This window comes from Bradyrhizobium sp. LA2.1, from assembly GCF_040547725.1.
GTDB classification, from domain to species: domain Bacteria; phylum Pseudomonadota; class Alphaproteobacteria; order Rhizobiales; family Xanthobacteraceae; genus Bradyrhizobium; species Bradyrhizobium barranii.
Window position 1 is genome coordinate 496,933 of record NZ_JBEPQI010000002.1, and the last position, 23,058, is coordinate 519,990.

General features: G+C 64.9%; 27 protein-coding genes. 12 read left to right on the forward strand and 15 right to left on the reverse strand.

From position 1 onward, the window contains the following. The first annotated feature begins 6 nt into the window (after window positions 1-6). Window positions 7-684 (forward strand): nitroreductase, encoded by a 678-nt coding sequence (locus ABIB95_RS05295; RefSeq protein ID WP_354238118.1) that lies wholly within the window; start codon window positions 7-9, stop codon window positions 682-684. 452 nt (window positions 685-1,136) lie between these two features. Here the strand turns inward: ABIB95_RS05295 and ABIB95_RS05300 are convergent, their stop codons facing one another. The 3 genes from ABIB95_RS05300 to ABIB95_RS05310 are packed head-to-tail and all read right to left on the reverse strand — an operon-like array spanning window position 1,137 to window position 3,746. Then, on the reverse strand, window positions 1,137-2,258 hold the full coding sequence (locus ABIB95_RS05300) for an HD-GYP domain-containing protein (protein WP_354238119.1): 1,122 nt from the start codon (window positions 2,256-2,258) through the stop codon (window positions 1,137-1,139). Between the two features lie 49 nt (window positions 2,259-2,307). Further along, a complete protein-coding gene (locus tag ABIB95_RS05305) occupies window positions 2,308-2,640 on the reverse strand; it encodes a PilZ domain-containing protein (RefSeq protein ID WP_028152715.1) in 333 nt (110 codons plus the stop codon). Beyond that, window positions 2,637-3,746, reverse strand: a complete 1,110-nt coding sequence (locus ABIB95_RS05310) for a DUF2336 domain-containing protein (RefSeq protein ID WP_354238120.1) — start codon at window positions 3,744-3,746, stop codon at window positions 2,637-2,639. Before ABIB95_RS05310 ends, ABIB95_RS05305 begins: the two co-directional genes overlap by 4 nt. A gap of 302 nt (window positions 3,747-4,048) precedes the next feature. Here ABIB95_RS05310 and ABIB95_RS05315 point away from each other — a divergent pair, with 302 nt between their 5' ends. Next, window positions 4,049-4,978, forward strand: a complete 930-nt coding sequence (locus tag ABIB95_RS05315) for an AraC family transcriptional regulator (RefSeq protein WP_354238121.1) — start codon at window positions 4,049-4,051, stop codon at window positions 4,976-4,978. Between the two features lie 51 nt (window positions 4,979-5,029). Then, a complete protein-coding gene (locus ABIB95_RS05320) occupies window positions 5,030-5,620 on the forward strand; it encodes an NADPH-dependent FMN reductase (protein WP_354238122.1) in 591 nt (196 codons plus the stop codon). Window positions 5,621-5,625: 5 nt separating this feature from the next. Here ABIB95_RS05320 and ABIB95_RS05325 read toward each other — a convergent pair whose 3' ends face one another. Both ABIB95_RS05325 and ABIB95_RS05330 read right to left on the reverse strand, forming a co-directional pair. Further along, entirely contained in the window at window positions 5,626-7,707 is a 2,082-nt protein-coding gene (locus ABIB95_RS05325) for a methyl-accepting chemotaxis protein (protein WP_354238123.1), read from the reverse strand. 134 nt (window positions 7,708-7,841) lie between these two features. Beyond that, on the reverse strand, window positions 7,842-8,282 hold the full coding sequence (locus ABIB95_RS05330) for a DUF1810 domain-containing protein (RefSeq protein WP_354238124.1): 441 nt from the start codon (window positions 8,280-8,282) through the stop codon (window positions 7,842-7,844). A gap of 191 nt (window positions 8,283-8,473) precedes the next feature. On the opposite strand from ABIB95_RS05330, the gene ABIB95_RS05335 reads away from it, so the two are divergent. From ABIB95_RS05335 to ABIB95_RS05345, 3 genes are all read left to right on the forward strand, one after another. Beyond that, window positions 8,474-9,457 (forward strand): DUF2778 domain-containing protein, encoded by a 984-nt coding sequence (locus tag ABIB95_RS05335; RefSeq protein WP_354238162.1) that lies wholly within the window; start codon window positions 8,474-8,476, stop codon window positions 9,455-9,457. Between the two features lie 64 nt (window positions 9,458-9,521). Next, window positions 9,522-9,779, forward strand: coding sequence for a hypothetical protein (locus ABIB95_RS05340; RefSeq protein ID WP_014495671.1), 258 nt, complete (start codon window positions 9,522-9,524; stop codon window positions 9,777-9,779). Between the two features lie 177 nt (window positions 9,780-9,956). Next, window positions 9,957-11,048, forward strand: a complete 1,092-nt coding sequence (locus ABIB95_RS05345; RefSeq protein ID WP_028151794.1) for a TRAP transporter substrate-binding protein — start codon at window positions 9,957-9,959, stop codon at window positions 11,046-11,048. 129 nt (window positions 11,049-11,177) lie between these two features. Here the strand turns inward: ABIB95_RS05345 and ABIB95_RS05350 are convergent, their stop codons facing one another. The 6 genes from ABIB95_RS05350 to ABIB95_RS05375 form a co-directional block, all read right to left on the reverse strand. Beyond that, a complete protein-coding gene (locus ABIB95_RS05350) occupies window positions 11,178-11,960 on the reverse strand; it encodes an ABC transporter ATP-binding protein (protein ID WP_354238125.1) in 783 nt (260 codons plus the stop codon). Beyond that, window positions 11,948-13,003 carry a dihydrodipicolinate synthase family protein gene (locus tag ABIB95_RS05355; RefSeq protein ID WP_354238126.1) on the reverse strand — a complete coding sequence of 352 codons (1,056 nt, stop codon included), beginning with the start codon at window positions 13,001-13,003 and terminating at the stop codon, window positions 11,948-11,950. The genes ABIB95_RS05350 and ABIB95_RS05355 overlap by 13 nt, the downstream gene beginning before the upstream one ends. A 6-nt stretch (window positions 13,004-13,009) precedes the next feature. Beyond that, entirely contained in the window at window positions 13,010-13,831 is an 822-nt protein-coding gene (locus ABIB95_RS05360; RefSeq protein WP_354238127.1) for a GNAT family N-acetyltransferase, read from the reverse strand. Beyond that, window positions 13,818-14,855: an NAD-dependent epimerase/dehydratase family protein gene (locus ABIB95_RS05365; RefSeq protein WP_354238128.1), complete on the reverse strand. Its 1,038-nt coding sequence runs from the start codon at window positions 14,853-14,855 to the stop codon at window positions 13,818-13,820. The genes ABIB95_RS05360 and ABIB95_RS05365 overlap by 14 nt, the downstream gene beginning before the upstream one ends. A 16-nt stretch (window positions 14,856-14,871) precedes the next feature. Next, window positions 14,872-15,642: an ABC transporter permease gene (locus ABIB95_RS05370; protein ID WP_283018704.1), complete on the reverse strand. Its 771-nt coding sequence runs from the start codon at window positions 15,640-15,642 to the stop codon at window positions 14,872-14,874. An 84-nt stretch (window positions 15,643-15,726) separates the two neighbouring features. Continuing rightward, complete coding sequence (locus ABIB95_RS05375) at window positions 15,727-16,374, reverse strand: TetR family transcriptional regulator (RefSeq protein ID WP_354238163.1); 648 nt, start codon at window positions 16,372-16,374, stop codon at window positions 15,727-15,729. A gap of 99 nt (window positions 16,375-16,473) precedes the next feature. On the opposite strand from ABIB95_RS05375, the gene ABIB95_RS05380 reads away from it, so the two are divergent. After that, window positions 16,474-17,490: an ABC transporter substrate-binding protein gene (locus ABIB95_RS05380; protein WP_354238129.1), complete on the forward strand. Its 1,017-nt coding sequence runs from the start codon at window positions 16,474-16,476 to the stop codon at window positions 17,488-17,490. 118 nt (window positions 17,491-17,608) lie between these two features. On the opposite strand, the gene panB is transcribed toward ABIB95_RS05380, so the two are convergent. Next, window positions 17,609-18,430 (reverse strand): 3-methyl-2-oxobutanoate hydroxymethyltransferase, encoded by an 822-nt coding sequence (gene panB / locus ABIB95_RS05385; protein WP_028151786.1) that lies wholly within the window; start codon window positions 18,428-18,430, stop codon window positions 17,609-17,611. Between the two features lie 370 nt (window positions 18,431-18,800). Between panB and minC the strand changes: the two genes are divergently transcribed. The 4 genes from minC to ABIB95_RS05405 all read left to right on the forward strand — a co-directional run bounded on the left by minC (window position 18,801) and on the right by ABIB95_RS05405 (window position 21,012). Then, window positions 18,801-19,499, forward strand: a complete 699-nt coding sequence (gene minC / locus ABIB95_RS05390) for a septum site-determining protein MinC (RefSeq protein WP_063983592.1) — start codon at window positions 18,801-18,803, stop codon at window positions 19,497-19,499. Window positions 19,500-19,520: 21 nt separating this feature from the next. Next, a complete protein-coding gene (gene minD / locus ABIB95_RS05395; RefSeq protein WP_063983591.1) occupies window positions 19,521-20,336 on the forward strand; it encodes a septum site-determining protein MinD in 816 nt (271 codons plus the stop codon). After that, a complete protein-coding gene (gene minE, locus ABIB95_RS05400; RefSeq protein ID WP_063983590.1) occupies window positions 20,333-20,614 on the forward strand; it encodes a cell division topological specificity factor MinE in 282 nt (93 codons plus the stop codon). Before minD ends, minE begins: the two co-directional genes overlap by 4 nt. Window positions 20,615-20,826: 212 nt before the next feature. Next, window positions 20,827-21,012 (forward strand): hypothetical protein, encoded by a 186-nt coding sequence (locus ABIB95_RS05405; RefSeq protein ID WP_028161169.1) that lies wholly within the window; start codon window positions 20,827-20,829, stop codon window positions 21,010-21,012. Between the two features lie 16 nt (window positions 21,013-21,028). Here the strand turns inward: ABIB95_RS05405 and ABIB95_RS05410 are convergent, their stop codons facing one another. Both ABIB95_RS05410 and ABIB95_RS05415 read right to left on the reverse strand, forming a co-directional pair. Beyond that, window positions 21,029-21,277, reverse strand: a complete 249-nt coding sequence (locus tag ABIB95_RS05410; RefSeq protein ID WP_354238130.1) for a hypothetical protein — start codon at window positions 21,275-21,277, stop codon at window positions 21,029-21,031. Window positions 21,278-21,385: 108 nt separating this feature from the next. Further along, complete coding sequence (locus tag ABIB95_RS05415) at window positions 21,386-21,775, reverse strand: hypothetical protein (RefSeq protein ID WP_063983589.1); 390 nt, start codon at window positions 21,773-21,775, stop codon at window positions 21,386-21,388. 128 nt (window positions 21,776-21,903) lie between these two features. On the opposite strand from ABIB95_RS05415, the gene ABIB95_RS05420 reads away from it, so the two are divergent. Beyond that, window positions 21,904-22,686 carry an SDR family NAD(P)-dependent oxidoreductase gene (locus ABIB95_RS05420; RefSeq protein ID WP_354238131.1) on the forward strand — a complete coding sequence of 261 codons (783 nt, stop codon included), beginning with the start codon at window positions 21,904-21,906 and terminating at the stop codon, window positions 22,684-22,686. 95 nt (window positions 22,687-22,781) lie between these two features. Here the strand turns inward: ABIB95_RS05420 and ABIB95_RS05425 are convergent, their stop codons facing one another. Further along, window positions 22,782-23,012 carry a DUF6894 family protein gene (locus tag ABIB95_RS05425; protein WP_027530842.1) on the reverse strand — a complete coding sequence of 77 codons (231 nt, stop codon included), beginning with the start codon at window positions 23,010-23,012 and terminating at the stop codon, window positions 22,782-22,784. Window positions 23,013-23,058: the final 46 nt, after the last annotated feature.

Genomic DNA, 23,058 nt, shown 5'->3' on the forward strand with positions numbered 1-23,058 from the left:
CAAGAGTTGGAATTCGAAACGCTGGTCCGGTCGCGCCGCAGCGTGCGCGGTTTCAAGCAGCAGCCGGTGCCGCGCGCGGTGATCGAGGCGATCATCGAGAGCGCCAAGCGCGCGCCGTCGTCGATGAACACCCAGCCCTGGCATGTGCATGTGCTCACAGGCCCTCCGCTTGAAGAGTTGCGCCGCCGCAACATGGAGGAGATGGTCGGCGGCGCCAAGGTCAAGCGCGATATCATCAGTCATGGCGAATACCAGGGCATTCATCGCACCCGGCAGGTCGACATCGCCAAGAAGCTGTTCGGCGCGATGGGGATCGAGCGCGACGACAAGCCGATGCGGCAGGACTGGGTGCTGCGCGGCTTCCGCCAGTTCGACGCGCCGGTCTCGCTGGTGCTGACCTATGACCGCGTGCTGGATCCCGGCGCGGTCTGCCATTTCGATCTCGGTGCGCTCTGCTACGGCATCGTGCTCGCGGCCTGGGACCGCGGTCTCGGTTCGGTGATCAACGGGCAGGGCATCATGCGCTCCGACATCGTGCGCGAGGTCGCGAAGATTCCGGAAGACGAAGTCATCATGACATGTGTGGCGATGGGGTATCCCGACGACAGCTTCGCCGCGAACGCCGTTCGCTCCGATCGCGAGGGTAACGACGATTTCGTGCGTTATGTCGGCTTTGCCGACTAGTGCGGGAAGTCACTGATGCGCAGAGCCGGCTGACGCTGCGAGCCGACTAACGCGGAGAGCCGGCTGAGGTGGAGGAGAGGAGATTATTCTCTCGTCGATTTTTTTGATGCTGAGCCGTTGGTGGCCTCTTGCAATCTCGATCGCGCGGGAGGAACAATACGCGGAGTGAAAGGTTTGTTGCTGGCGCGAGGGAATCGACATGCGGCGGCTGGCTAGCCTGGTTCGACGGTTCTTCGGTCCGCGACCGCGGTATCCGATTGATGATGATCCAAATCTGCCCTTCACACCCGATGAGCTCGGCAAGCTGATCCGGAGTGGCAGACGCGAGGACATGAAGCTGCTTGCGGAAGGACTTGCCTCCCGGTCGATTCCGCACCGCGCCAAATACCGGGCCACGCACTAAGCGCGGTTCGTGACGAGGTCCTCGCTGCGGGATCGCCCAGCCTGCGCGGTCATCGCGTGAGCGCAACCTCCTTGAACGAGGTTACGAGGGCCTTTTCGAGCTTTCCGGTCATCCCGCAAAGAATGTTGTAGGCCTCGGTGCGCGGCATCGTCGGCTTGTAGTGCCGGTGTTCGATCAGCGCGGCGAAGATGTCCGAGATCGTCAGAATGCGGACGATGTCGTTGATGCTCTCGCCGCACAGCGCGTCGGGATAACCGCTTCCGTCGAGATATTCGTGATGATGCCGCACGGCGTCGAGAATCTCGGGCGAGATTTTCTCGTGATCCTTCAGAAACTCGTAACCCGCCGCCGGATGCTTCTCGATCATGGCGCGTTCGTCGGTGTCGAGGCGGCCGGGCTTGTCGAGGATCGCAAGCGGAATCTGCGCCTTGCCGATGTCGTGGAACATGGCTGCGGAATACAGCCGCTCGAGATCGGTTCGCCCGACGCCGAGGCTCAGTCCGAAGTCGATCGCCACGCCGGTCACGAGCAGGCAATGCTGGTAGGTTCCCTCATGGTGACGCCGCACGGTGGCAAGCCATTCGGACAGGCCGTGCTCGGTGATGTGGTCGGCGATCCTGCGGCCCGCTTCCTTCGTGCCGTCGACGTCGAGGGGCTCGCCGAGCGTGACGGCCGTGAACATCGAAGCGATGGCGGTCGCCGCGGTCTCGACGGCGTTGTCCGGTTGGGCTGCGTCGCTTGAGCCAGCAGAGGCCGGCTCGGCCGGGTCAGCCAGCGCTGCCAGCAGCTTGCTCTTGTTGAGCGCCCCGGGAAGAACGAGGGTGGCGCCGAGTGCGTAGGCCTGCGAGATGCCGACGTGAGACGAGTGCTCGACGAGGAAGATGCGCTTCGTGGCTTTCGCGAGCTTGCCGGCACGCTTCTTGATGGCCGCGATGTTGCCGACGTCACGCAGCTCCGCGCGAACGACGACCGCGAATGGCACTTGTGACAGCCTGGCTTCCGCATCGAGTCGTTCGCCGGCGACGGTAAATTGCCGTTCAAGGGCCGAGCAGACGCCCGCCAGTTTGTCGGACGAATCGGCCAGCACATGCACAAACGGGCGAACCGCTTCCGTCATTCGGACGCCGCCGTCGTTTTTGGCGGGGCTGGATATGGTTCGGGCACTCTGCACGGCGGACCGGACTATGATGACATTGAATGAGCTCGATGAATTCTGGAGCCTATTTGCTCGGCGTGGAGTTTGGCGCGGCGGCCGCCTTTGCGCTCGCCGGCTTCTTCTTGCCGTCTGCGGTGATGAAGTGCACGCCGGCCATGGTGCCGTCGATCCACACCAATTCGCACCGCCGGTAGGCAAGCCCCGTCGACGACAGCAGCATGAAGAATTCCTTGGCCTGGAGCACGTCGAGCGTCCCTTCGACCTCGATCTTGGCGCCACTTTGCGACACGTCGAGCAGGAAGCAACTGCGTCGCCATGTGCCGTCGGAGCCCATCAGATTGACAGCCTGCTTGTGATCCATCCGTACGCGAAGCGCCTTTCGACCGTCGAACCTCATCGGCTAACCCCCATTTTTGTGCCGCGATGTCCCGCATCGCTTGGGTTGGCACTCGCTGCAATTTCCCCCCAGCGCACTGTCCATTGGCTGGTCGACAAGAGAAGCGTTTCGAAAATCTGCTGAGCCCGTTCGCGCTCGACGAAGGAGAGCCGTGAGCCGCTGCGGTTGCTCAGGATCGCGAGCGTGGTGGCCCAGTTCAGCCGCGCCGCCCGGCAGGCCATGACGAGGCCCTCGCAATCGTCATCGGTCATGACATGCTCCACGATCTCGATCGGAGCGCCGGAGAGCACCGAGAGCGCCGTGAACAGATTGGCCGTCTCGCCGCGGATCGTGAAGCGGTTGACGGTGGAATCGTTGAGCTTGCCGACGCGGCTGAGGGCGACGATCTCCGGCCTCGCGCTCGCATATTCGGCCGGGCAGGGCAGCTTGGGCGGAACCGGCGCGGCGTGTTGTGCGGGCGGAATGGTGGATGCGTTGGCCTTGGCCGGCGCCTTCGGGGCCGGCGCCTTCTGGGAGAGCAGCTTCCGGACGACCAGGTCGGGCGTGCCGGGCCGCAGCACCAGCGCCTTGGCAATCTCGCCGTCCGGATCGGCGCTGGCGATCAGCGCGGTGTAAGCTGCCTCGGAGAATTGGGTTCCCGGGTTCTTGATCAGCGCAAGGCAGATCGGGCCGCTGCGTTTGATCAGCGCCTCGGTTACTTCAGGCTCGATCGAGTTGCGTGCGGCGATCGCGCGTTGGTGCCGCTCGCCGCACGAGGCCGCGATCGCCGCGAGATCGGCGGCGGAGACCGCCAGCGATTTGAGGAGGACAGGACAGGCCACGTCCGGGTCGTCGTGCGAGGCAAGGCGCTGCAATGTCTCGGGCGGGGCCACCTTGAGCTCGGCAAGCGCCGTGCTGAGTTGAACGAGCGCCTTGGCCTCGACGCGTTCCGCCAAGCGCAGTAGAACGCCGTCAACCACCCCGGCGAGCAATTCCTGAGGCCGGTCGCGGCTACCGGTGAGCAACTGCACAATGCCGGATAGGATGCGAGCACAGCGGTCCGGCGGGCAACTAGCGACCGCCTGTTCCAGCTCAACCAGAATATCAGCAGGCAAATTTGCCATCATGGCAGGGGCCTGACTCAAAAAAATCGCGACTATCCAATGACCTTCATTCCGCCTGACAGGCGTTAATTTGAAATTTAGAGCTTGATCGATGGGGTATCAGCGCACCGCTGGCTGCGCTGGAAACGCTATCGAAATTCGGCGAGACTCGATGCGGCGACTTGTCCTTTGAACGGGACCCTCGCCAATTGAACGAGACGAATTAGGATGATTCTTTCGGTCGAACGGGACAACCGAAAGGGGGAAACTCGGGCCGGCATCGCCGCCGGACGCGCGTTGGTTACGACGCGCCGTTTCACATTGCCATGAACGATATTGCGCCCAAGGTATTTCGCTTCTCCGACGTCGATGAATTTCGAAATGCCATACGAGGCCTGAATTTCGAGTTCACGCCCTTCGTACGGAGGATTTCGGCCGAGCAGACCATCCTGTCGCTGCCCGGTTGCGACGTGAATTTCACGCGGGCGTTTCCCCGCGTCGTCGACGCGCAGCTCGTCGAGAATTGCACCGCCATCGGATTCACGATGGATGAGCTCAACGTGCCCATCCGCTTCAACGGCTCGCAGCGCGCCCGACCGGTCATCGTGATCGGCAGCGGTGGCGCCGCCTACACCACCATCGAGGAGGTGCAGCGGCAAATTGCCTCGGTGGTGTTCAGGCCGGAGGTGATGGATCGCGGCTGGCCGCACGCGACATCCAGCTTCAAGATATTTGAAACGACGGCCGCGAGCCTGAACCGGCTGCGCAGCCTGGTTCGGGAGGTGCTGGCTGCCGCGTCGGAGCCGATCGCAGCCGCGGACGTGCCGCTGAAGGCCGCAGCCATGAAGGAGTCGCTGCTTGGCGCTGTCGACGACGCATTCGAAAGCGTCGTTGCCGCGCGATGGACCCTGCGGCCCAATGACGAGCGCAACTTCAGGATCTTCCGCGAGATCCGCGCGCTTCTGTCCGACGACCTCTCGCAGCCGATCTACAGCGAGGAGATTGCGCGCAAGCTCAACCTGTCCGTCCGCACCCTGCACGACGTCGTCCGCCGCTATCGCGGCATGAGCCTGCATCGCTATTTGCGCCTGCGCCGGTTGTGGCTGGTGCGCCAGCGCCTGCTCGCCGGTGCCGATAGCGTCAAGGCCGTCGCACTGGCGTTCGGCTTCTGGCATCTCAGCGACTTCTCCAGAAGCTATCGCGACCAGTTCGGCGAGACGCCGTCGCAAACGCTGGAGCTCGGACGGCAACGGTAGCGCGGCAAATCGGTTGAGGCCGTACCGCTGTTTCGTGCTAGCGTGCCGGCCATGAGTAATCGCATCCTCGTCCTCTACGGCTCCTACCGTTCCGACCGCATGGGCGTCCGCCTTGCGAATTTCGTCATCGATCGCCTGCGCCAGCGCGGCGAGGAGGTCGAGTTCATCGACGCCAAGGCGATCGGCCTGCCGATGCTCGATCGCATGTACAAGGAATATCCCAAGGGGACGGCACCCGAGGCGCTCGAGAAGCTGGCGGGGCAGATCCGCGGCGCCGACGGCTTCGTCTTCGTCACCGGCGAATACAATTGGGGCATCCAGCCTGGCCTGAAGAACCTCACCGATCACTTCCTGGAAGAGTGGTTCTGGCGCCCGGCCGCGATCGTGAGCTATTCGGCCGGCCGACTGTCCGGCGCACGCGCCTCGACCGCCTGGCATGGCACGCTGTCGGAGATGGGCATGGTCGTGGTGTCGAGCACCATCGGCGTCGGCCCGATCGCGCAGACGCTGTCGGCCGAGAGCGAGCCGATCGGCGAGGGCGGCAAGGCACTCGAGCGCTCGTTCCCGCGTTTTGCCGACGACCTCTCCTGGTGGATCGAGGCCGCCAAGGCGCAGCGGACGCGCAAGGCGCCGCCATACTAAGCTGACTAGGCGGCCCTGACCTCGCCGAGGAAGCGGTCGAACTGGCCGGCGAGATCACGCGACTGGGTCGAGAGCTGCTCGGCCGCGCCCAGCACCTCCCTCGCGGCCGCACCGGTGTCGTCGGCGGCGCGCTGCACGCCCGTGATGTTGGTGTTGACCTCCTGGGTGCCGCGCGCGGCTTCCTGCACGCTGCGGGAGATCTCCCTAGTTGCCGAGCCCTGTTCTTCGATCGCAGCCGCGATCGCGGTGCCGATCTGGTCGATCTCGGCGATGACGTCGGCGACGTTGCGGATCGCGTTCACGGTCTCGTCGCTTGCGGACTGGATCGCGGTGATCTGCTCGGAGATTTCGGTGGTGGCCTTGGCGGTCTGGCCCGCCAGCGATTTCACTTCGGATGCGACGACCGCAAAGCCGCGACCGGCGTCGCCGGCGCGGGCGGCTTCGATGGTCGCGTTGAGCGCCAGCAGATTGGTCTGCTCGGCAATGCTCTGGATCAGCGTGACGACGTCGCCGATCTTCTGGGCACCCTCGGCGAGCGCGCGCGCGGTGTCGCCGGTGCGGCGGGCGTTGTCGACGGCGCGGGCCGCGATCTCGGTGCTTTGGGCCACCTGACGACCGATCTCGGAGATCGAGGAGGTCAGCTCTTCGGTGGCGCTCGCGACCGTCTGCACGTTGGTCGAGGTCTGCTGCGAGGCGGCGGCGACGACCGCGGCCTGGCTGTTGGTCTGGGCCGCCGTCGAGGTCATCGATTGCGCCGTGCTTTCCATGGTGGAGGAGGCGCGGGAGAGGCCGCCGACGAGCTCGGTGACCTTGGCTTCGAATGCGCGGGTGAGCCCGTCGAGCGCCTGGGCGCGGCGCATCTTGCCGTCGTTCTCGGCCTGCTTCTCGGCTGCGAGCCGGTCGGCCCGGATCATGTTGTCCTTGAACACCTGGACAGCGGAGGCCATCGCGCCGATCTCGTCGGAACGCTCGGCGCCCGGAATCTCGTCCGCAACGTCGCCGTCGGCAAGGCGCGACATCCGCGTCGTCAGGCTGACGATCGGAGCGCAGACGCGGCGGCGGACCATCACGATCAGGCCGGCGCTGGCGATCAGCACGGCGAGGAGGCCGGCCAGCGCGATGGTGAAGCTGGTGCGCGCGGCGGAGGAAGCGCCGGCGAGGATCTGCTCGGCGTTGTCGTAGAAGGCGTCGCGGACGCCGATGATGGACCCGAGGCCCTTCTGGGACGCCACGTAGAAGGTTTCGACATCGTGTTCGTATTTGCCGCTGACGGCGCCGTCCTTGACGAGCTTCATCTCGCGGCCGAATTCCTCGACATAGTTCGAGTTCATCGTCTCCAGCGCCGCGGCGACGTTAGCCGGAGTTGCCGCATTGCCACGCAATTCCATCAGCGACATCACGATCTGGTCGTTGCGGCCCTGCATGCGGGCCATGTCGGCCTTCTCGCCGTCGTTGGCCACTTTCTTCGCGCCGACGAGGTTCTTGTGCACGCTGGAATTGAGGCCGCCGACGTCGCGCAGCGTCATGGCGATGTTGGCGTAGTTGGACTGGCGATAGGCGTCGCCGTTCAGGATCGCCATGCGTCGGACCTGCTCGTTGAGCAGCGCGGTGACTCCCGCGTTGAGCACGGCATTGTCGGCGACGACCTTTTTGGCCGCGTCCTTGCGGGCATCCGCAGGTCCTGCGATCGCCTTGTCGATAGCCTCGCGGAGCGCGGTGAATTTCGAATTGATCGCGTCGATGTTGCTGCCGATGGTGGCGCCGTCGTCGAACGGGCCGGGTAGCTCCTTGCGCAGCGCGTTCATTCTGTCGCGGGCGCCGTCGGTCTGCTTGCGCAGCTTGTCGTGCTCGGTGAGCTGCGCCGGATCGACCGTCGCGGGCCCGTAGAGGATGTTGGTGGCGAAGCCGCGCTCGGGGTTGAGGTAGCGCGGGATGTCGCTGGCGGCGCGGACGATCGCGAGTCGGCCCTGCGCTTCGGCGATCCTGTCCATCGTCTGGTACTTCGTCACGGCGACGTAGACGGCGAGGCCCCCGCCGACTGTCGAGAGCGAGACGATGGCGGTGGTCAGCAGCGTACCGATTTTCATGATCTGTCCGGCAATTGGCGCGGGGAAGAAAATTATTCTGCGCAAACGATAGGCAGCCGGTGTTAATCCGGAGTTTACGCTGCCGGCCGCCATGCTCCGCCTGCATGCGTCCATTCGTCTAGGCGTAGGTCGCGCTAGCGCGCCGGCCGATCGAGCCTGGTGAGGATCTCCAGCGTCGCGCCATCGCGCTCGCCTGCGAAATATCGGGCGAGCGCCTGGTCGAAGACGGGTTCGTCGGAGACCGCGCCGAACAACGTCATCGACGAGCGGAATTTGGCGTCATCGGGCGCGCCGAGGATCGCGTTGATGGTTCGTCCCTCGACGGCAAGCACGAGCGTGGTGCATTCAATGAGTCGCGGACCGAGTACGGGGTGGGCGAGGTAGGCTCTGGCCTCCGCGCGCGAGCCGATGGCGTAGCGCTGCGACATGGTGCTGAAGCCGAGGCCGGCGATCTGCGGGAAGACGAACCACATCCAGTGAGTCTGTTTCCGGCCCCGGACCAGCTCCCCCTGGACGTCGCGAAAAACCGGGTCCTGGGCCCTGACAAAGCGCTCTAGGTCGAAAGGATCGGTCATTGGATACCTCAAGGGGGGCTTGTCGGCCGCGATTATGCCTAAGTTTTGGCTCCCAATGCGATAGCTGGTATAGAGTCTCCGGACGGGGGTTGGGCCCCTCCGGGGGTTGATTTGGGGATCTGATGGTTTCCGACCGCGCAAGCGCCGAAAGGCTGTTGTCGCGCCGCCGTATTGGGCGAGCGGAGACGATACTGCTGTCTTTGGCAGCCGTCGCGCTGGCACTGGGAGCGGCCGCCTGGGTCGCTGACATGGGCGATTCGGCGCCGCTGGTCACCGCCTCACTGCCTCCGGCCACCGCACTGCCTCCGGCCAATGGCCCTTCGTTTGACGACCGTTTCGCTTCGGTATCCAGCAGCCCGCCGGCCCGTGACTTCGGCCTGCGGACGCTGGAGCGCTCCGCGGTGAGCGTGGTCCAGCTCAAGCTGCGCGACGCCAAGGCGATGCTGGCCCAAAAACTCCAGGGCGACGACTGGCGCTCGACCCTGACCGGCTCGACCCTGACCGATGACGACCGGCACGTGGTTGACGAGACGAGGCCGTCGCAGCGCGCCGACGCCATCCCGGTGCCGCGCTCGCGCCCGGCCCAGGCAGACCTTGCGTCCCAGATCGCCTCGAGCCAGGCCTATGCCGAGACCAACCCCAGGGTCGACAACCGCAATTTCTTCGAGAAGTTCACCGACAAGATCAAGCTGGCCTCGCTGACTCCCGGCGACGGCCTGCTCAGCAGGGCGCCTGATCTCGCCGCGCTCGGCTACGATTCACGCACGGCGGTCTATGACATCAAGGCCAAGGCGCTTTACCTGCCGAGCGGCATCGCGCTGGAGGCGCATTCGGGCATGGGCGCGCTGATGGACGACCCCGACCATGTCGACCAGCGCATGGTTGGCGCGACCCCGCCGGCGACCTATGATTTGAAGCCGCGCGAAAAGCTGTTCCACGGTGTCCGTGCCCTGCGCTTGACGCCCACGGACGGCACCAGTGCGCTCGGCCGCGTCGGCCTGCTCACCCATAACTACATGCTCGGGCCACGCGGCGACTCCAATGGCTGCGTCTCGATCAAGGACTATGATCGCTTCCTGAAGTCCTGGGACAATGGCGAGTTCAACCGCCTGGTCGTCGTGCCTAGCCTGCGCGGATCGGCGACCGCCTCGCAGCGCGCGAGCACCGACTCCTGATATTTGCTGGACGGCGGGGCTGCCGTTTCCCCTTCGTTAAGCCGACCTCGTCCAGAAGCAGCCCATGAGTGATCCCCAGAGTTCCGAGACCCCGCTGCGTACGACGTTCAAGATCAAGCTGAACGGCGACACGCTGGCGATTGCGACCGTTGGCCAGGCCTATCAATTCCTCACCAACTTCAAATCGGTCGAGTGGATGGAATTCCGCTCGCTCCATGAAGAGGCGGTCGCGGCGCTCGAAGGCGCCGCCGACAACGCCATGCTCGCGGTGCAGGCGACCAACGCCGTGCGCGCGCTGTTCGTGAGTGCGAAGCTGCTCTGAGCGGCCCTTCAATGCGCTCTCGTCGCCCGGATTGCGCTTCGCTCCATCCGGGCTATGGACGCCGGCAGGCCTTCCGCTCCCAGCTTGAACTCCGCTATAGGAACGGGCAAACGGTCCGCGAAGACCGTGGCCAGACCCCGATATGTTTGAAACTTACTTCCAGGGAGAGACCCCAACATGAAACGCCGTACATTCCTCAAGGGCGGCGCGGTCGCCGGCGCGACGACGCTGGTTGCTGCACCTGCGATTGCGCAAGGCGCGCCCGAGATCAAATGGCGCCTGACCTCGAGCTTCCCGAAGTCGCTCGACACCATCTACGGCACGGCGCAGACCTTCGCGAAATATGTCGCCGAAGCCACCGACAACAAATTCCAGATCCAGACCTTTGCGGCCGGCGAGCTCGTCCCCGGCCTCCAGGCGCTCGATGCCGTCAGCGTCGCGTCCGTCGAGATGGCGCAGACGCCGCTGTATTTCTACATCGGCAAGGAGCCGGCGCTGGCCTACGCCACCGGCGCGCCGTTCGGCATGAACCATCGCCACCAGGAATCCTGGTGGTATTTCGGCGGCGGCGCCGACCTCACCAACGAGGCGCTGAAGCCGTTCAAGACGCACGCCATCCTCTGCGGCAATTCCGGCACCCAGATGGGCGGCTGGTTCCGCAAGGAGATCAAGACCGTCGACGATCTCAAGGGGCTCAAATTCCGCATCGCCGGCATGGGCGGTCATGTGCTGGCCAGACTCGGCATCGTGCCGCAGCAGCTCGCCGGCGGCGACGTCTATGCGGCGCTGGAGAAGGGCTCGATCGACGCCGCTGAATTCGTCGGTCCCTATGACGACGAGAAGCTCGGTTTCCAGAAGGTCGCCAAGTACTATTATTTCCCCGGCTGGTGGGAAGGTGGCGCGATGCTGCACATGATCGTCAATGACGAGAAGTGGGCGAGCTTGCCGAAGCAGTACCAGGCGATCGTCAATCAGGCCGCCTCGGCGGCCGGCGCCTGGATGCTGGAGAAATACGACAGCGTGAATCCGGCAGCGCTGAAGCGGCTGATCGCCAACGGCGCGGAGCTGAAGGCGTTCCCGCAGCCTGTGTTGGAAGCCTGCTACAACGCGACCCAGGAGCACCTGAACGAGCTCGCCGCCAAGAGCGACCTGTTCAAGCGCACCAAGGAAAGCCACGACGCCTATATGAAGGAGCTGCTGTTCTATACGCAGATCGCGGAAAACTTCTACGACAACTATCTGCTCAGCAAGATGCGCAACAAGACCTGAGTATGAAGGGGGCGCGGTGGTTACGCCGCGTCCCGCTTCCGTAGCCCGGATGGAGCGAAGCGAAATCCGGGATCTCGCACGTCAACGGCACCGCCCCGGATTACGCTTCGCTCCATCCGGGCTACGGACTCAAGCCGCACCCAGGCCCAGCTTCGCATAGATCCGCCGCGCATAGGCGCCGAACGCGGCCGTCGTCTTGAGCGGCAGGTCACGCGGGAAGGGCAGGTCGATCGGGAAGTAGTCGGCCATCTTCGCCGGTCCCGCCGTCAGCACGGCGCAGTGCGAGGACAGGAACACGGCTTCCTGGATCGAGTGCGTGACGAAGATGATGGTCTTGCCGTTCTCGCGCCAGATCCGCAGCATCTCCAGATTCATCTGCTCGCGCGTCAGGGCGTCCAGCGCCCCGAACGGCTCGTCCATCAGGATCAGTTTTGGATCGTGAATGAAGGCCCGCGCGATCGCGGTGCGCTGCTGCATGCCGCCGGAGAGCTCTCGCGGATATTTCTGCTCGTAGCCGGCAAGCCCGACCAGGTTGAGCAGATCGCGCGCCCGCTCGCGCGCGGCCTTGATCGGCAGGCCAACGATCTCGGCCGGCAACAGCACGTTGTCCAGGATGGTGCGCCACTTCAGCAGCAGCGCCTGCTGGAACACCATGCCGATGTCGCGGGTCGGATCGAACGGGCTTTTGGCATTGCCAATTCTGATGGTGCCGCCGTCGGAGCTGTGCAGGCCGGCCAAGATCTTCATCACCGTGGTCTTGCCGCAGCCGGAGGGGCCGACCAGCGAAACGAGCTCACCTTCCTGCACGTCCATCGTGACGTCGGACACCGCCAGGAACTCGGCGCCGCCGCTGCGATAGACCTTTCGGACGCCGCTCAGGCTGATGAAGGGCTCGGCGCTCATGCCAACCATTTGCTCAGATTGGCGGCGACGAACGCATCGTCGCTGAGGTCGGCGTGCTCGCGAGTGACGCGGTCGATCTCCTCCTTCTGGCCGGGGCTGAGGCCCTCGTTCGGGTCGAGGCACCACAGGCCCTGCATCAGGCCCTGACGCCGCAGCACCTCGTGGCAACCGGCGATGCAGCCGTGAAAATTATTGGCGACGTCGAAGAAGGCGCTGTTGCAGTCGGTGACGCGGGCATCGAGGGCGAGCAGATCGGCCGGCACGGCCTCCTTGTGCCGCGCCGCCTTGCAGCGCTCGAACTGTTTGATGGCGCTCGCGGTCCACACCGACCAATGGCCGAGCAGACCGCCCTTGAAATAGGTGCGCGTGGTGATGCCGTTGTCGCGCAGGTCGAACGGCAGCATCAGGTCGAGCAGGATGTGGTCGTCGTTGCCGGTGTAGAGCGCGACGCGGTCGAGCGCACCGGCGGCTGCGACGCCGCGCAGCACATCGAGCGTGCGGTAGCGGTTGAACGGCGCGATCTTGATCGCGATCACATTGTCGATCGCGGCGAAGCGCTGCCAGAACCGGCTCGACAGGATGACCCCGCCGACGGCCGGCTGGAGATAGAAGCCGACCAGCGGGATCTCGGCGGCGACCGCCGTGCAATGCGCAATGATCTCGTCCTCGGAGGCGCTCTTCATCGCGGCGAGGCTGAGGAGCCCTGCGTGATAGCCGATATCGCGCGCGGTGCGGGCCTCAGCCGTTGCCTGCTGTGTCGGGCCGGCGAGGCCCGCGACCATCGCCAGCGGACGCTTGGTCCAGTTGGCTGCGGTCTCGGCGGCGAGTTCGAGCACCGGGCGATAGAGACCGACGTCACGGATCGCGAACTGCGTGGTGTGCACGCCGACCGCAAGGCCGCCCGAGCCGGCGTCGATGTAGTAGCGCGTCAGCGCACGCTGATGCGTCTTGTCGAGCTGGCGCTCCGCCGTGAGCGCGAGGGGGTGCGCCGGCAGCACGGTGCCGTCGGCGATCAGCTTGCGGACGTCGCTGTTGATCTGGCTGTGGTGCATGATGTCCTATCCGAATTCAGGGCCGGCGACGGCGAATGGCGTTTCCTTGGCAGCGGTGGTGGCGGGGCCGAACCGCATGCGCTGGAACGGCCGCTCGATGGTCCAGCCCGAGGCGGTCAATCCGTCCAGGAATGCGGCTTGCGGCGCAACGGCATCGATCAGAATCGGGCCGGTCTCGGAGCGCACGATCGCATGAACCAGGGCCAGCGCTGGCGCGGCATTGTTGGCAAGCAACGGTCCGATATGGCGCGCGGTTCGGCCGTCGCGAACCAGCGCGATGGCGCCATGCGCGGCGACGATGCGCGAGCCGGAGCGCAGGGCGATGGCGGCGAGGAGCGCGGTGCGGTCGAAGCCGGTGGCGCGCCGGTCCCGCGCTCGCAGCGCATCGATGGTCGCCGATGAAGGCGGTGGGGCTTCGGCTCGCCCGGATTTCACCAGCTTCAGCCGGCGCAATTGCAGCGTCGGCGTGAAGCCGAGCGGGCCGTAGACGGCGGCGCCGTCGGGCGTCGCGTCGAGCCAGCTCGTCAGCCCGTTCTTGCGCGCGGTTTCCAGGCAGGCATCGACGAGACGGGTGGCGAGGCCGCGGCGGCGATGCGTGCCCGATACCAGCACCATGCTGATCCAGGCGTTGTTGCCGGAATAGGGCAGCAGCGCCGCGGTCGCGACCAGCCGTAGGCCGTCGCGAATACCGAACACCACGCCCTCGTGCAGGAAGATTCGCCAGTCCTCCTCGGTCTGGTTCCAGTGCGCTTCCGTCGACAGCACCAGCCCGGCGATCGCTTCGTCGACGCCGAGCTTGAGGATGGGCGGACCGTCAGTAGCGTCCATCGCGCACCTCGTATTTGGTGGGCTTGCCGAGGCTTGGCATGGAACGCGAGACCCAGTCCGCGGTCCAGGCGATCAACTGCTCGGTGTCGACCACGGGCAGGCCGAACAGCTCGACCGCCCTGGACGTGTCGGTGAGCCACGCCGTCGGCTCTTCCTTGCCTGTCAGCATCGGCGCGCGGCCGAAGCGCGCGCCGAATTTTGCTGCGAGATCTCGCACCGCCAAAATCTCGTGGCCGCTGACATTGATCGGCGAGGTCGGCGCGGTGCAATGCGAAAGGCACCGCAGCGCCTGCGCGGATGCATCGCCCTGCCAGATGAAATTGACGTGGCCGAGACTGACATCGATCGGCGTTCCCGTGAGCACCTTTGTGGCGATGTCGTGCAGCACGCCATAGCGCATGTCGATCGCGTAATTGAGCCGGAACAGCCGGCCCGGCGTTTCAAACTTGCGCGAAAAATACTCGAACATGCGCTCGCGGCCGACGCAGGACTGGGCGTATTCGCCGGGCGGGTTCGGGGCCATGTCCTCGGTCGCGCCTTTGCCGTCGACGGGGACGAAGGGATAGATGCAGCCGGTCGAGAACGCCACGATGCGCGACGTCGGGAAGGCCTGTGCGACGAGGGCCGGCACATGCGCGTTCATCGCCCAGGTCAGCGACAGGTCGCCCTCGGCGCCGAACTTGCGGCCGGCCATGAAGACGATGTTGGGCGCCTTAGGCAGCGCTTGAATCGCCGTCTCGTCCATCAGGTCGCAATTGATCGTCTCGACGCCGCGCGCGTGCAGCCAGTCCTTGACGCTCGCATCGCTGAAGCGGGCGACGCCGATGACGCGGCGATCGGGTGCGGCGGCTTTCGCGAGCCCCGCCAGCGTCGGTCCCATCTTGCCGGCGACTCCGAGGATCATGATGTCGCCCTCGACCTTCTTGAGGTCGTCGATCAGCGCCTGGGTCGGCCGGCACAGGAGATCGTCGAGGGCTGCGATATCCGGGATCGTCTTCGGCAGCGTCTGGCGGGTGAGCAGCATGGATCGGTCCTTGTCGTTAGTTCTGCCTGGCATCGCCGACGACGAACATGCGTTCGAGGGCGAGGACCAGGCCGTAGAGAGCGACGCCGAGCAGGGTCAGCAGCACGACGGCCATCACCATCGCGGGCGTGTCGAGCGACGACTGAACCTGGATCATGAGATAGCCGAGCCCGCGCTCGGAGGCGATGAACTCGCCGACGATGGCGCCGGCCACCGCGAGGATGGCGCCGACCTTCATGCCGGAGAATACGTAAGGCAGCGATCCCGGCAACTGGATCTTGCGGAACAGCGTCCAGCGCGAGCCGCGCAGCGATTTGACGAGGTCGAGCAGGTCCGGCTCGACCTCGCGCAGGCCGCGCGCGGTGGTCAGCAGGATCGGGAAGAAGCAGATGCTGAAGGCGATCAAAATGTTCGGCACGATGCCGTAGGAGAACCAGACGATGAAGAGTGGGCCGAGCGCGACCTTCGGGATCATGTTCATCGTCACGAACAGCGGCAGCAGCACGAGGCTCAGCAGCGGTGCCCAGCTGAAAATCACCGCGAGCGCGACGCCGACGAACGCGCCGAGGGCGAAGCCGCCGAGGATCTCGATCGCCGTGACCAGCGTGTTGGCGCCCCAGGCATAGTTCGCGGTGCCCAGCGTCTGCACCGTCGCGAGCGGGGAGGGCAGGATGAATTTCGGTACGTGGAAGGCATCGACCGCGACCTGCCAGAGCACGAGCACGGCGAGATGCACGATCAGGATGATCGCAAAGCTGCGCGAGGTGCGTGCGCCGTCTCCGGTCACCGGTTGCTCCCTGTCACTGCGGCGACGATGCCGCTGGAAGTTAAGCCTAGCCGGCCTTTCGGAAAGTTTCAACCAGTTGGTTGATTAGGGCCGGAGCGAATGCAGCACGAGATCGGCGACATGCCTGCGGCGGGCGCGCCTTGCCGCCCGGCTCGACAGGTCCTTGCCGAAGATCGCCGACAGCGTCGGCGTGTTGGAGAGATAGAAATAGCTGAGGCCGGCGATCGAGATATAAAGCTGGATCGGGTCGATCCCCTTGCGGAACAGGCCGGTGCGAACGCCCTCGTGGAGGATGTGGGACACGCTCTTCACCAGCGGCGAATGCATCGCCTCCAGCCGGGTCGAGCCGCGGACGTGGCGGGCGCCGCCGCGGTTCTCGTCGTTCAGAAGCACGATGAAATCGGGGTTTGTCGCGAGGTAGTCGAACGAGGCCTCGATCAGCTTCCGGATCGCCTTTTCCGGCGGCAGGCCTTCGAGGTTGAGCTGACGCTCCTGCTCGCGGATGTCGGCGTAGACCCATTCGAGCACAGCGAGATAGAGCGCGTCCTTGTCGCCGAAGTAGTGGTAGACGAGCTGCTTGTTGACGCCCGCGCGCTCGGCGATCTCGTCGACGCGGGCGCCGGCAAAGCCGTGCCGGGCGAACTCCAGGCGCGCCGCCGTGAGCAGCTTCTTGCGGGTGGCGACGGGATCGCGCCGCTGCGGCACGGTGTCGCCTGAACGTTTTGCGGGCATTTCCAACCAGACAGTTGACAAGTCGAGGGCGGCTTGTTGCATTGGTATCCTCACACGGGGAGAGCGACAAGCCGGGTCGCGGCAATGAGGAGGGATGCGATGAAGCGTTTGCAGGCTGCGGGCTCGGCTTTGGCTTTGGCCCTGATGCTCGGTGTGCCGGCGGTGCCGGCGAGCGCGGGGGAGGCGGTCAACCTGATCCTGAACTGGACACCGACGGCCGACCATTCGCCGTTCTATTTCGCCAAGGCGCAGGGCTGGTACGAGAAGGCCGGCATCGACCTGACCATCGAGGTCGGCAAGGGCTCCGGCGTCTCCGCCGCCAAGGTCGGCTCCGGCGGCTCGCCGTTCGGCATCGCCGATCTCGCCACCATGCTGGTCGCCAAGAGCAAGGGCGCCGACGACGTCGCGCTGATGAGCATCTACGCCAACACCGGCCAGACGTTTTATTGGCTGAAGAGCTATGGCGTGAACGGGGTGAAGGATTTCCCGAGCCACAAAATCGGCAACCCGCCCGGCGACGCCTCGCGCGTGATGTGGCCGGCCTTTGCCAAGGCCGCAGGCATCGCGCCTGATGCCGTCAGCTTCGTCAATATCGGGCCGACCGCGAAGATCGCCGCGCTGAAGAGCCATACCGTCGACATCATCAGCGACTTCTACAACGAGCACGATCTCAAGGTGATCGAGTTCGGGCCCGATCTCGGCTTCGTCAACTGGAAGGACATCGGGCTCAACCCCTACGGCAATTCGCTGATCGTCAACGGCGCCTATCTCCAGAAGAATCCCAAGCTGGTTGAGGAATTCGTGCGCATCTCGCAGAAGGCCTTTGCGGCCTGCGTCGCCGACGTCACGCCGTGCCTGAAGGCGCTGCTCGACCAGGTCTCGGGTCTCGACAAGGAGAACCAGGAACGCCAGTGGGAGCGCATCAAGTATTTGATGACCGACGAGTTCACGACCACCAAGGGTCTCGGCTGGATCGACGGCGAGCGGATGAAAAAGGACTATGAGCTGGTCCAGACCTATCTCGGCATGGAGAAGCCGTTCGACGTCTCTACGGCGTTCACGACGAAGATGCTGGATCCCGCTGTCAAGATGGATGCGAGCAAGGTGAAGAAGTAGGGCACCCGTACGCTTCCGCTTGTAGCCCGGATGGAGCGAAGCGCAATCCGGGAAACCTGCCGCTGAGGATGCGCTGTCCCGGATTTCGCTGCGCTCCATCCGGGCTACGGTGCTACCCTTAGCTTTTCTTCATCTCGTAGACGTGTTCGGGCCCGGGAAAGGCGCGTGACCGCACGTCGGTGGCATACCCTTCGATCGCCGCTTCGATGGCCGGACCAAGATTGCCGTACCGCCGGACGAATTTCGGCGTTCGCGGCGATAGCCCGAGCATGTCCTCGAGCACGAGCACCTGACCGTCGCAGGCCGCGCTCGCGCCGATGCCTATGGTGGGGATCGCAATCGTTTCCGTAATCCTGCGCGCCAACGGTTCTGCTACCGCTTCGACGACGACCGAGAATGCACCGGCATCGGCGACGGCCTTCGCGTCGTCCTCGATCGGGCCCCAGTCCACCTCGTTGCGCCCCTGGGCACGAAACGATCCGAGCGTGTTGATGGATTGCGGCGTGAGGCCAATATGACCCATTACCGGGATGCCGCGCCCGGACAGAAATGCAATCGTCTCCGCCATGCGGACGCCGCCTTCAAGCTTCACCGCGCCGCATTGCGTCTCCTTCATGATCCGCACTGCGGAGTTGAACGCCTGCTCCCTGGACGCTTCATACGAGCCGAACGGCATGTCGACGACGACCAGCGCCTGCTTCGAGCCGCGCATCACCGCGGCGCCCTGAAGGATCATCATGTCGAGCGTAACCGGCACCGTCGTCTCGAAGCCATGCATGACGTTGCCAAGGGAATCGCCGACCAGGATGACGTCGCAATGCCGATCCACCAGTGCGGCCGTATGCGCGTGATAGGACGTCAGCATCACGATCGGCTCGCCCCGCTTGCGTGCACGGATGTCCGGCGCGGTCTTGCGCCTGATGGAAGACTGAATTGACATGATCGGCTCCGTCTGCGGGGGAGGCGGATCGAAACCAGATGCCATGAGCATGTCAATCCGGATGGTCGGGCCTGCGATCACAATGGACGGCGTGAGGGCCCACTGTCTCGACATTCTCAGTGTCATCGCCCGCGTAGGCGGGCGATCCAGTATTCCAGAGGCCGTGCCATGATGCGGATAAGCCGCGGCGTACTGGATGCCCCGGTCAAGCCGAGGCATGACAGCGGTGTGTTGCGCGGAAGCGCTCGCCCAAGCCCTTCCGCAGGCCCAGCCCGTCCACACCCCCACGTGCCCCAGGATAAATTAACCAGCCATTAACCAAATTCGCCGCATCGTTAACCATTCAATAACAGGGATCGAGTCGGCCGCTATGGAGGCTGCAGCAAAAGTCCAACGCCAAATGGTTCGCCTGCGCGGGCGCTCCTACGTGGCCTTCGTGTTCGTGCCGACGGTTCCGATCCAGGACTGGCTGCAGGAGATCGACGCCACGATTGCGCGCTCGCCGGGTTTCTTCGCCGGCCGGCCCGTGGTGATCGATCTGTCCTCGGTCGATCTCAGCCAGTCCGGCATCGCCCATCTGCTCACGAGCCTCCAGGATCGCAACATCCGGGTGCTCGGGATCGAGGGGGTGGAGGAGGGCCGGCTGACGCCGACGATGCCGCCGCTGCTCTCGGGCGGGCGCAGCTGCGTGGTCGAGCCGAGCGCGCCGAAGAAGGCCGAGGCGAAGGCCGTAACCAAGCCGACCTCGCTCCTGCTCGATAGCCCGGTGCGCTCGGGCCAGACCGTGATCTTCCCGGAAGGCGACGTCACCATTCTCGGATCGGTCGGCTCCGGCGCCGAAGTCGTCGCCGGCGGTTCCATCCACATCTACGGCGCGCTCCGCGGCCGTGCCATGGCGGGGGTCAATGGGCACACGAGCGCCCGCATCTATTGTCAGAAGATCGAGGCTGAACTGCTTGCAATTGATGGATTTTACCAGACTGCGGATGACATCGACGCCGCTTTGCGCGGCAAGCCGGCGCAGGCCTGGCTGCAGGGGAATACCATGCGAATTACAGCACTGAACTGACCAGCAAAGGAGACATTTCAGATGAGTAAGGTACTGGTCGTGACATCAGGCAAGGGTGGGGTCGGCAAGACCACGACGACCGCCGCACTGGGGGCTGCGCTGGCGCAGCGCGGCGACAAGGTCGTCGTCGTCGATTTCGACGTCGGCCTGCGCAACCTCGACCTCGTCATGGGCGCCGAACGCCGCGTCGTGTTCGATCTCATCAACGTGGTGCAGGGCGTCGCAAAGCTGCCGCAGGCGCTGATCCGCGACAAGCGGCTGGAGAATCTCTGGCTGCTGCCGGCCTCGCAAACCCGCGACAAGGACGCGTTGACGGAAGAGGGCGTCGGCAAGGTCATCGACGATTTGCGCGACCGCTTCGACTGGGTGATCTGCGACAGCCCGGCCGGCATCGAGCGCGGCGCCTCCATGGCGATGCGCTTTGCGGATGAAGCCGTGATCGTCACCAATCCGGAAGTCTCCTCGGTGCGCGATTCCGACCGCATCATCGGCATGCTCGATTCCAAGACGGTGCGGGCCGAGAAGGGCGAGCACGTCCAGAAGCACATTCTCATCACCCGCTACGATGCCTCGCGCGCCGCGCGCGGCGAGATGCTGACCATCGACGACATCCTCGAAATCCTCGCAACGCCCTTGCTCGGCATCATCCCCGAGAGCCAGGACGTGTTGAAGGCCTCCAATGTCGGCACGCCGGTGACGCTGTCGAACGTGGACGGTGCACCCGCACGGGCCTATATCGACGCGGCGCGGCGGCTGTGCGGCGACACGGTGGCGATGCAGGTTCCGGCCGAGCGCAGGCGCTTCATGGATCGTCTGCTGCGACGGAGGGCTGCATGAGCATGGGTCTGCTTCGGCTTCTCCGCGGCAAGAAGGCCTCTGCCCCGGTCGCTCGCGAGCGATTGCAGATCCTGCTTGCCCATGAACGCGGATTGCGCGGCCAGCCCGATCTGCTCGGCGTGCTGCGCGAGGAAATTCTTGCTGTCGTGTCCAGGCACGTCACGCTGGACCCGACCAAGGTCATCGTCCGGCTCGAGCGCGGCGACGAGGTATCGACCCTGGAGGTCGATATCGAGGTGCCGAACGATTTGGAGCGCAAGCGCGCGGCGGTCGGGTAGGGGATCCGGCCGGTACACTGCAAATTTGGGGTGGGTGAGAAGGCGGTCCGCTGGGCATAGCGGACCGCCTTTGTCTTGCTTGCTCGTCACGTCAAATTCCAGGCCTGCCGATGTGATCGGTCGTGGGCGGAACGGGACCTGCGGCGAAATCGTTGTCAGAGGCCGCGGAGCGCCAAGCCAGGCGCTGCGGTTTCCTGAACAGGAGAGCGCCCATGATATCCGAGATCCAGGTCCACACCATCGCGCGCCAGATGCTGGAAAAACATGGTTTCGCTGCGATTGCGAAGGCCGCCGAGCAGGCCCAGGCCTGTGAGGGCCGCGGCGAGGCCGATGAGGCCAAGGAGTGGCGTCACATCGAGGACGCCATGAAGATCATCCGCGGCCCGCACCAGAGCTGATCCGCGGCCAGCGCGCTCAGCGCTCCCCGCGGTCGGCGCCCGGCTGCGGAGTGCGATTTTGTGTCTGCGGCTGAGGACGCTCGCCTGTCTCTTTGCAGGGCAGCGGTTCCCACGAGCCGTCGGGTGCCTGCTGGTAAGCACTGCAGGATGACGAGGTGGATTTTTCCTCGCCTTTCTGGGCATCGGAATTCTTCGCCAGGGCGGGCGCGGTCAGCACAGCGGCGGCCGCAAATGCGCTGGCGAAAACGAAATGGATACTCCGCACGTGGGCTCTCCTGTTCGAATTCGAAGAGGCCGCATGGTGTCGAGGATTATGACGATAGTTGGCCGCCGCGACGGTTCCGCCACGGCGTGCTTAACGCCGCGAGAGCGCCTAGCCGCCCTTGCTGCGGATCAGGCCGGCGAGGTTGGTCTTCTGGGCCTCGCACCAGCCGGGCATGCCGAGGCGGCGCTGGTCCATGTCGGTCGCCTGGGTCGCGACCGCGACCTCGGCCATCAAATCGTCGTCCTGCTTCTCGCCCATCTTGCCGCCGGTGTGCATCCAGGCGATCGCCTTGCGCACCTTCTCGGTGGTGCCGTCAGGCAGCTGCATCTGCTGCGCCTTCTGCACGAGGTCCTGATAGACGAGATCGGTGTTTGGACATTCCACCTTAGCGGCGAAGGCCTGCAAGACCATCGTCACATAGGTCGAGCGTGCACGGTCCGCCGCTTGGGCCGGCGCGGCGAGCAGTAACAGACCTGCGATCAGGAAACCGGTGCGCATCCTTGGTATCTCCTCCGTTTTTTGGGAGGCTAGCGTCCGGCAAGCCACTCCGCAATGGTGCCGGGACGTATTTGTCGCTCCCCGGTGCGGTGCGCTATCGTCACCCCGTCTTGGCCACGGAGAGCGACATGAGCCTGTTGAGCACGCCGTTCGACCCCGCACGCGACACTGCGCTCGTCACCGGCGCAGGCAACGGCATCGGCCGCGCGATCGCGCAGGCGCTGGTCGGCGAGGGCGTTCGGACCGTGTTCGCCGATGTGAGCCTGGAACGGGTGAGCGCGGCGATCAGCGCGAGCAGCAGGCCTGACTTGGCGGTACCGTGGGTCGGCGATCTCGCCAGGTCAGACGCTTGCGACGCCCTGCTGGCCGCCGCAGAGGCACTCGGCGAGGTCTCGCATTTCGTGCACAGCGCATCGCCGCCGCGGCGGGAGGCCGATCATGCGCTCGCGGTCGACCGCAAGACCTGGCAGGAGATGCATGCCGTCAATCTCGATGCCGGATTCCATCTGGCGCGCGGGCTGGCAAAACGGCTGATCGCTGCGAAACGGCCGGGCTCGTTCCTGTTTCTCACCTCGCTGCACGCGGGCACGCCGCGCAACCTGCCGCATTATTCGACGGCGAAGGCGGGAATGGCGATGCTGGTGAAGGAGCTCGCGAAGACGCTCGGGCGTCACGACATCCGCGTCAACGCGCTGGTGCCCGGCGCGATCGCGGCGGGCGGGTTCGTTGCCGATGCCTCGCTGGCGAAGCACATTCCGCTCGGGCGTCTCGGCGAGGCCAAGGACCTCGCGCCGATGGCGCTTGCGGTGCTGTCGAACAAGCTCTCGGGTTACGTCACCGGCGCAGCCTTCGTCGTCGACGGCGGATTGTCGCTGACGAACTGGTTCGAGCCGCCGGTGCTGGACGACTAAAGTCCCGTTCCGATGACCCGGAACGGTACTTTTGATTCCCGGATCGACGCGCCTTTACGCGAACCGGTTTCCAAATCGCTCGAAAACGCTGTGACCTAGCGTCGCCAGGCCGGCACGGGATCGAGCGGCGTGCGATAGACCTCGTTGTGATCGCGATCGGTGACGCGCACCGCGCAACCCTTCCGTTGCAGCTCCGGCTTCACCTGCGACAGCTCGGTAGCCAATTGAACGGCGCGATCGGAAGCGACCTCGATGTCTTCGAGGATGATTCCACCCTGGTTCTTGAACTCTTCACCAACCACGAGATCGAAGGAATAGTAGGGCATTCGATTTCCCCGGTGTGACGACGTGAGCTTCAGTGGAAGTCTCAAC

Bases quoted from the DNA above. Each gene is read 5' to 3' on its own strand.
- minE (WP_063983590.1), top strand. From the start codon at position 20,333: ATGAGCATGGGTCTGCTTCGGCTTCTCCGCGGCAAGAAGGCCTCTGCC.
- ABIB95_RS05425 (WP_027530842.1), bottom strand. From the start codon at position 23,012: ATGCCCTACTATTCCTTCGATCTCGTGGTTGGTGAAGAGTTCAAGAAC.
- ABIB95_RS05420 (WP_354238131.1), top strand. From the start codon at position 21,904: ATGAGCCTGTTGAGCACGCCGTTCGACCCCGCACGCGACACTGCGCTC.
- ABIB95_RS05375 (WP_354238163.1), bottom strand. From the start codon at position 16,374: ATGCCCGCAAAACGTTCAGGCGACACCGTGCCGCAGCGGCGCGATCCC.
- ABIB95_RS05340 (WP_014495671.1), top strand. From the start codon at position 9,522: ATGAGTGATCCCCAGAGTTCCGAGACCCCGCTGCGTACGACGTTCAAG.
- ABIB95_RS05320 (WP_354238122.1), top strand. From the start codon at position 5,030: ATGAGTAATCGCATCCTCGTCCTCTACGGCTCCTACCGTTCCGACCGC.
- ABIB95_RS05365 (WP_354238128.1), bottom strand. From the start codon at position 14,855: ATGCTGCTCACCCGCCAGACGCTGCCGAAGACGATCCCGGATATCGCA.
- ABIB95_RS05330 (WP_354238124.1), bottom strand. From the start codon at position 8,282: ATGACCGATCCTTTCGACCTAGAGCGCTTTGTCAGGGCCCAGGACCCG.
- ABIB95_RS05355 (WP_354238126.1), bottom strand. From the start codon at position 13,003: ATGCACCACAGCCAGATCAACAGCGACGTCCGCAAGCTGATCGCCGAC.
- ABIB95_RS05380 (WP_354238129.1), top strand. From the start codon at position 16,474: ATGAAGCGTTTGCAGGCTGCGGGCTCGGCTTTGGCTTTGGCCCTGATG.
- ABIB95_RS05405 (WP_028161169.1), top strand. From the start codon at position 20,827: ATGATATCCGAGATCCAGGTCCACACCATCGCGCGCCAGATGCTGGAA.
- ABIB95_RS05315 (WP_354238121.1), top strand. From the start codon at position 4,049: ATGAACGATATTGCGCCCAAGGTATTTCGCTTCTCCGACGTCGATGAA.
- ABIB95_RS05310 (WP_354238120.1), bottom strand. From the start codon at position 3,746: ATGATGGCAAATTTGCCTGCTGATATTCTGGTTGAGCTGGAACAGGCG.
- ABIB95_RS05360 (WP_354238127.1), bottom strand. From the start codon at position 13,831: ATGGACGCTACTGACGGTCCGCCCATCCTCAAGCTCGGCGTCGACGAA.
- ABIB95_RS05415 (WP_063983589.1), bottom strand. From the start codon at position 21,775: ATGCGCACCGGTTTCCTGATCGCAGGTCTGTTACTGCTCGCCGCGCCG.
- ABIB95_RS05325 (WP_354238123.1), bottom strand. From the start codon at position 7,707: ATGAAAATCGGTACGCTGCTGACCACCGCCATCGTCTCGCTCTCGACA.
- ABIB95_RS05345 (WP_028151794.1), top strand. From the start codon at position 9,957: ATGAAACGCCGTACATTCCTCAAGGGCGGCGCGGTCGCCGGCGCGACG.
- ABIB95_RS05350 (WP_354238125.1), bottom strand. From the start codon at position 11,960: ATGGTTGGCATGAGCGCCGAGCCCTTCATCAGCCTGAGCGGCGTCCGA.
- ABIB95_RS05305 (WP_028152715.1), bottom strand. From the start codon at position 2,640: ATGAGGTTCGACGGTCGAAAGGCGCTTCGCGTACGGATGGATCACAAG.
- minD (WP_063983591.1), top strand. From the start codon at position 19,521: ATGAGTAAGGTACTGGTCGTGACATCAGGCAAGGGTGGGGTCGGCAAG.
- panB (WP_028151786.1), bottom strand. From the start codon at position 18,430: ATGTCAATTCAGTCTTCCATCAGGCGCAAGACCGCGCCGGACATCCGT.
- minC (WP_063983592.1), top strand. From the start codon at position 18,801: ATGGAGGCTGCAGCAAAAGTCCAACGCCAAATGGTTCGCCTGCGCGGG.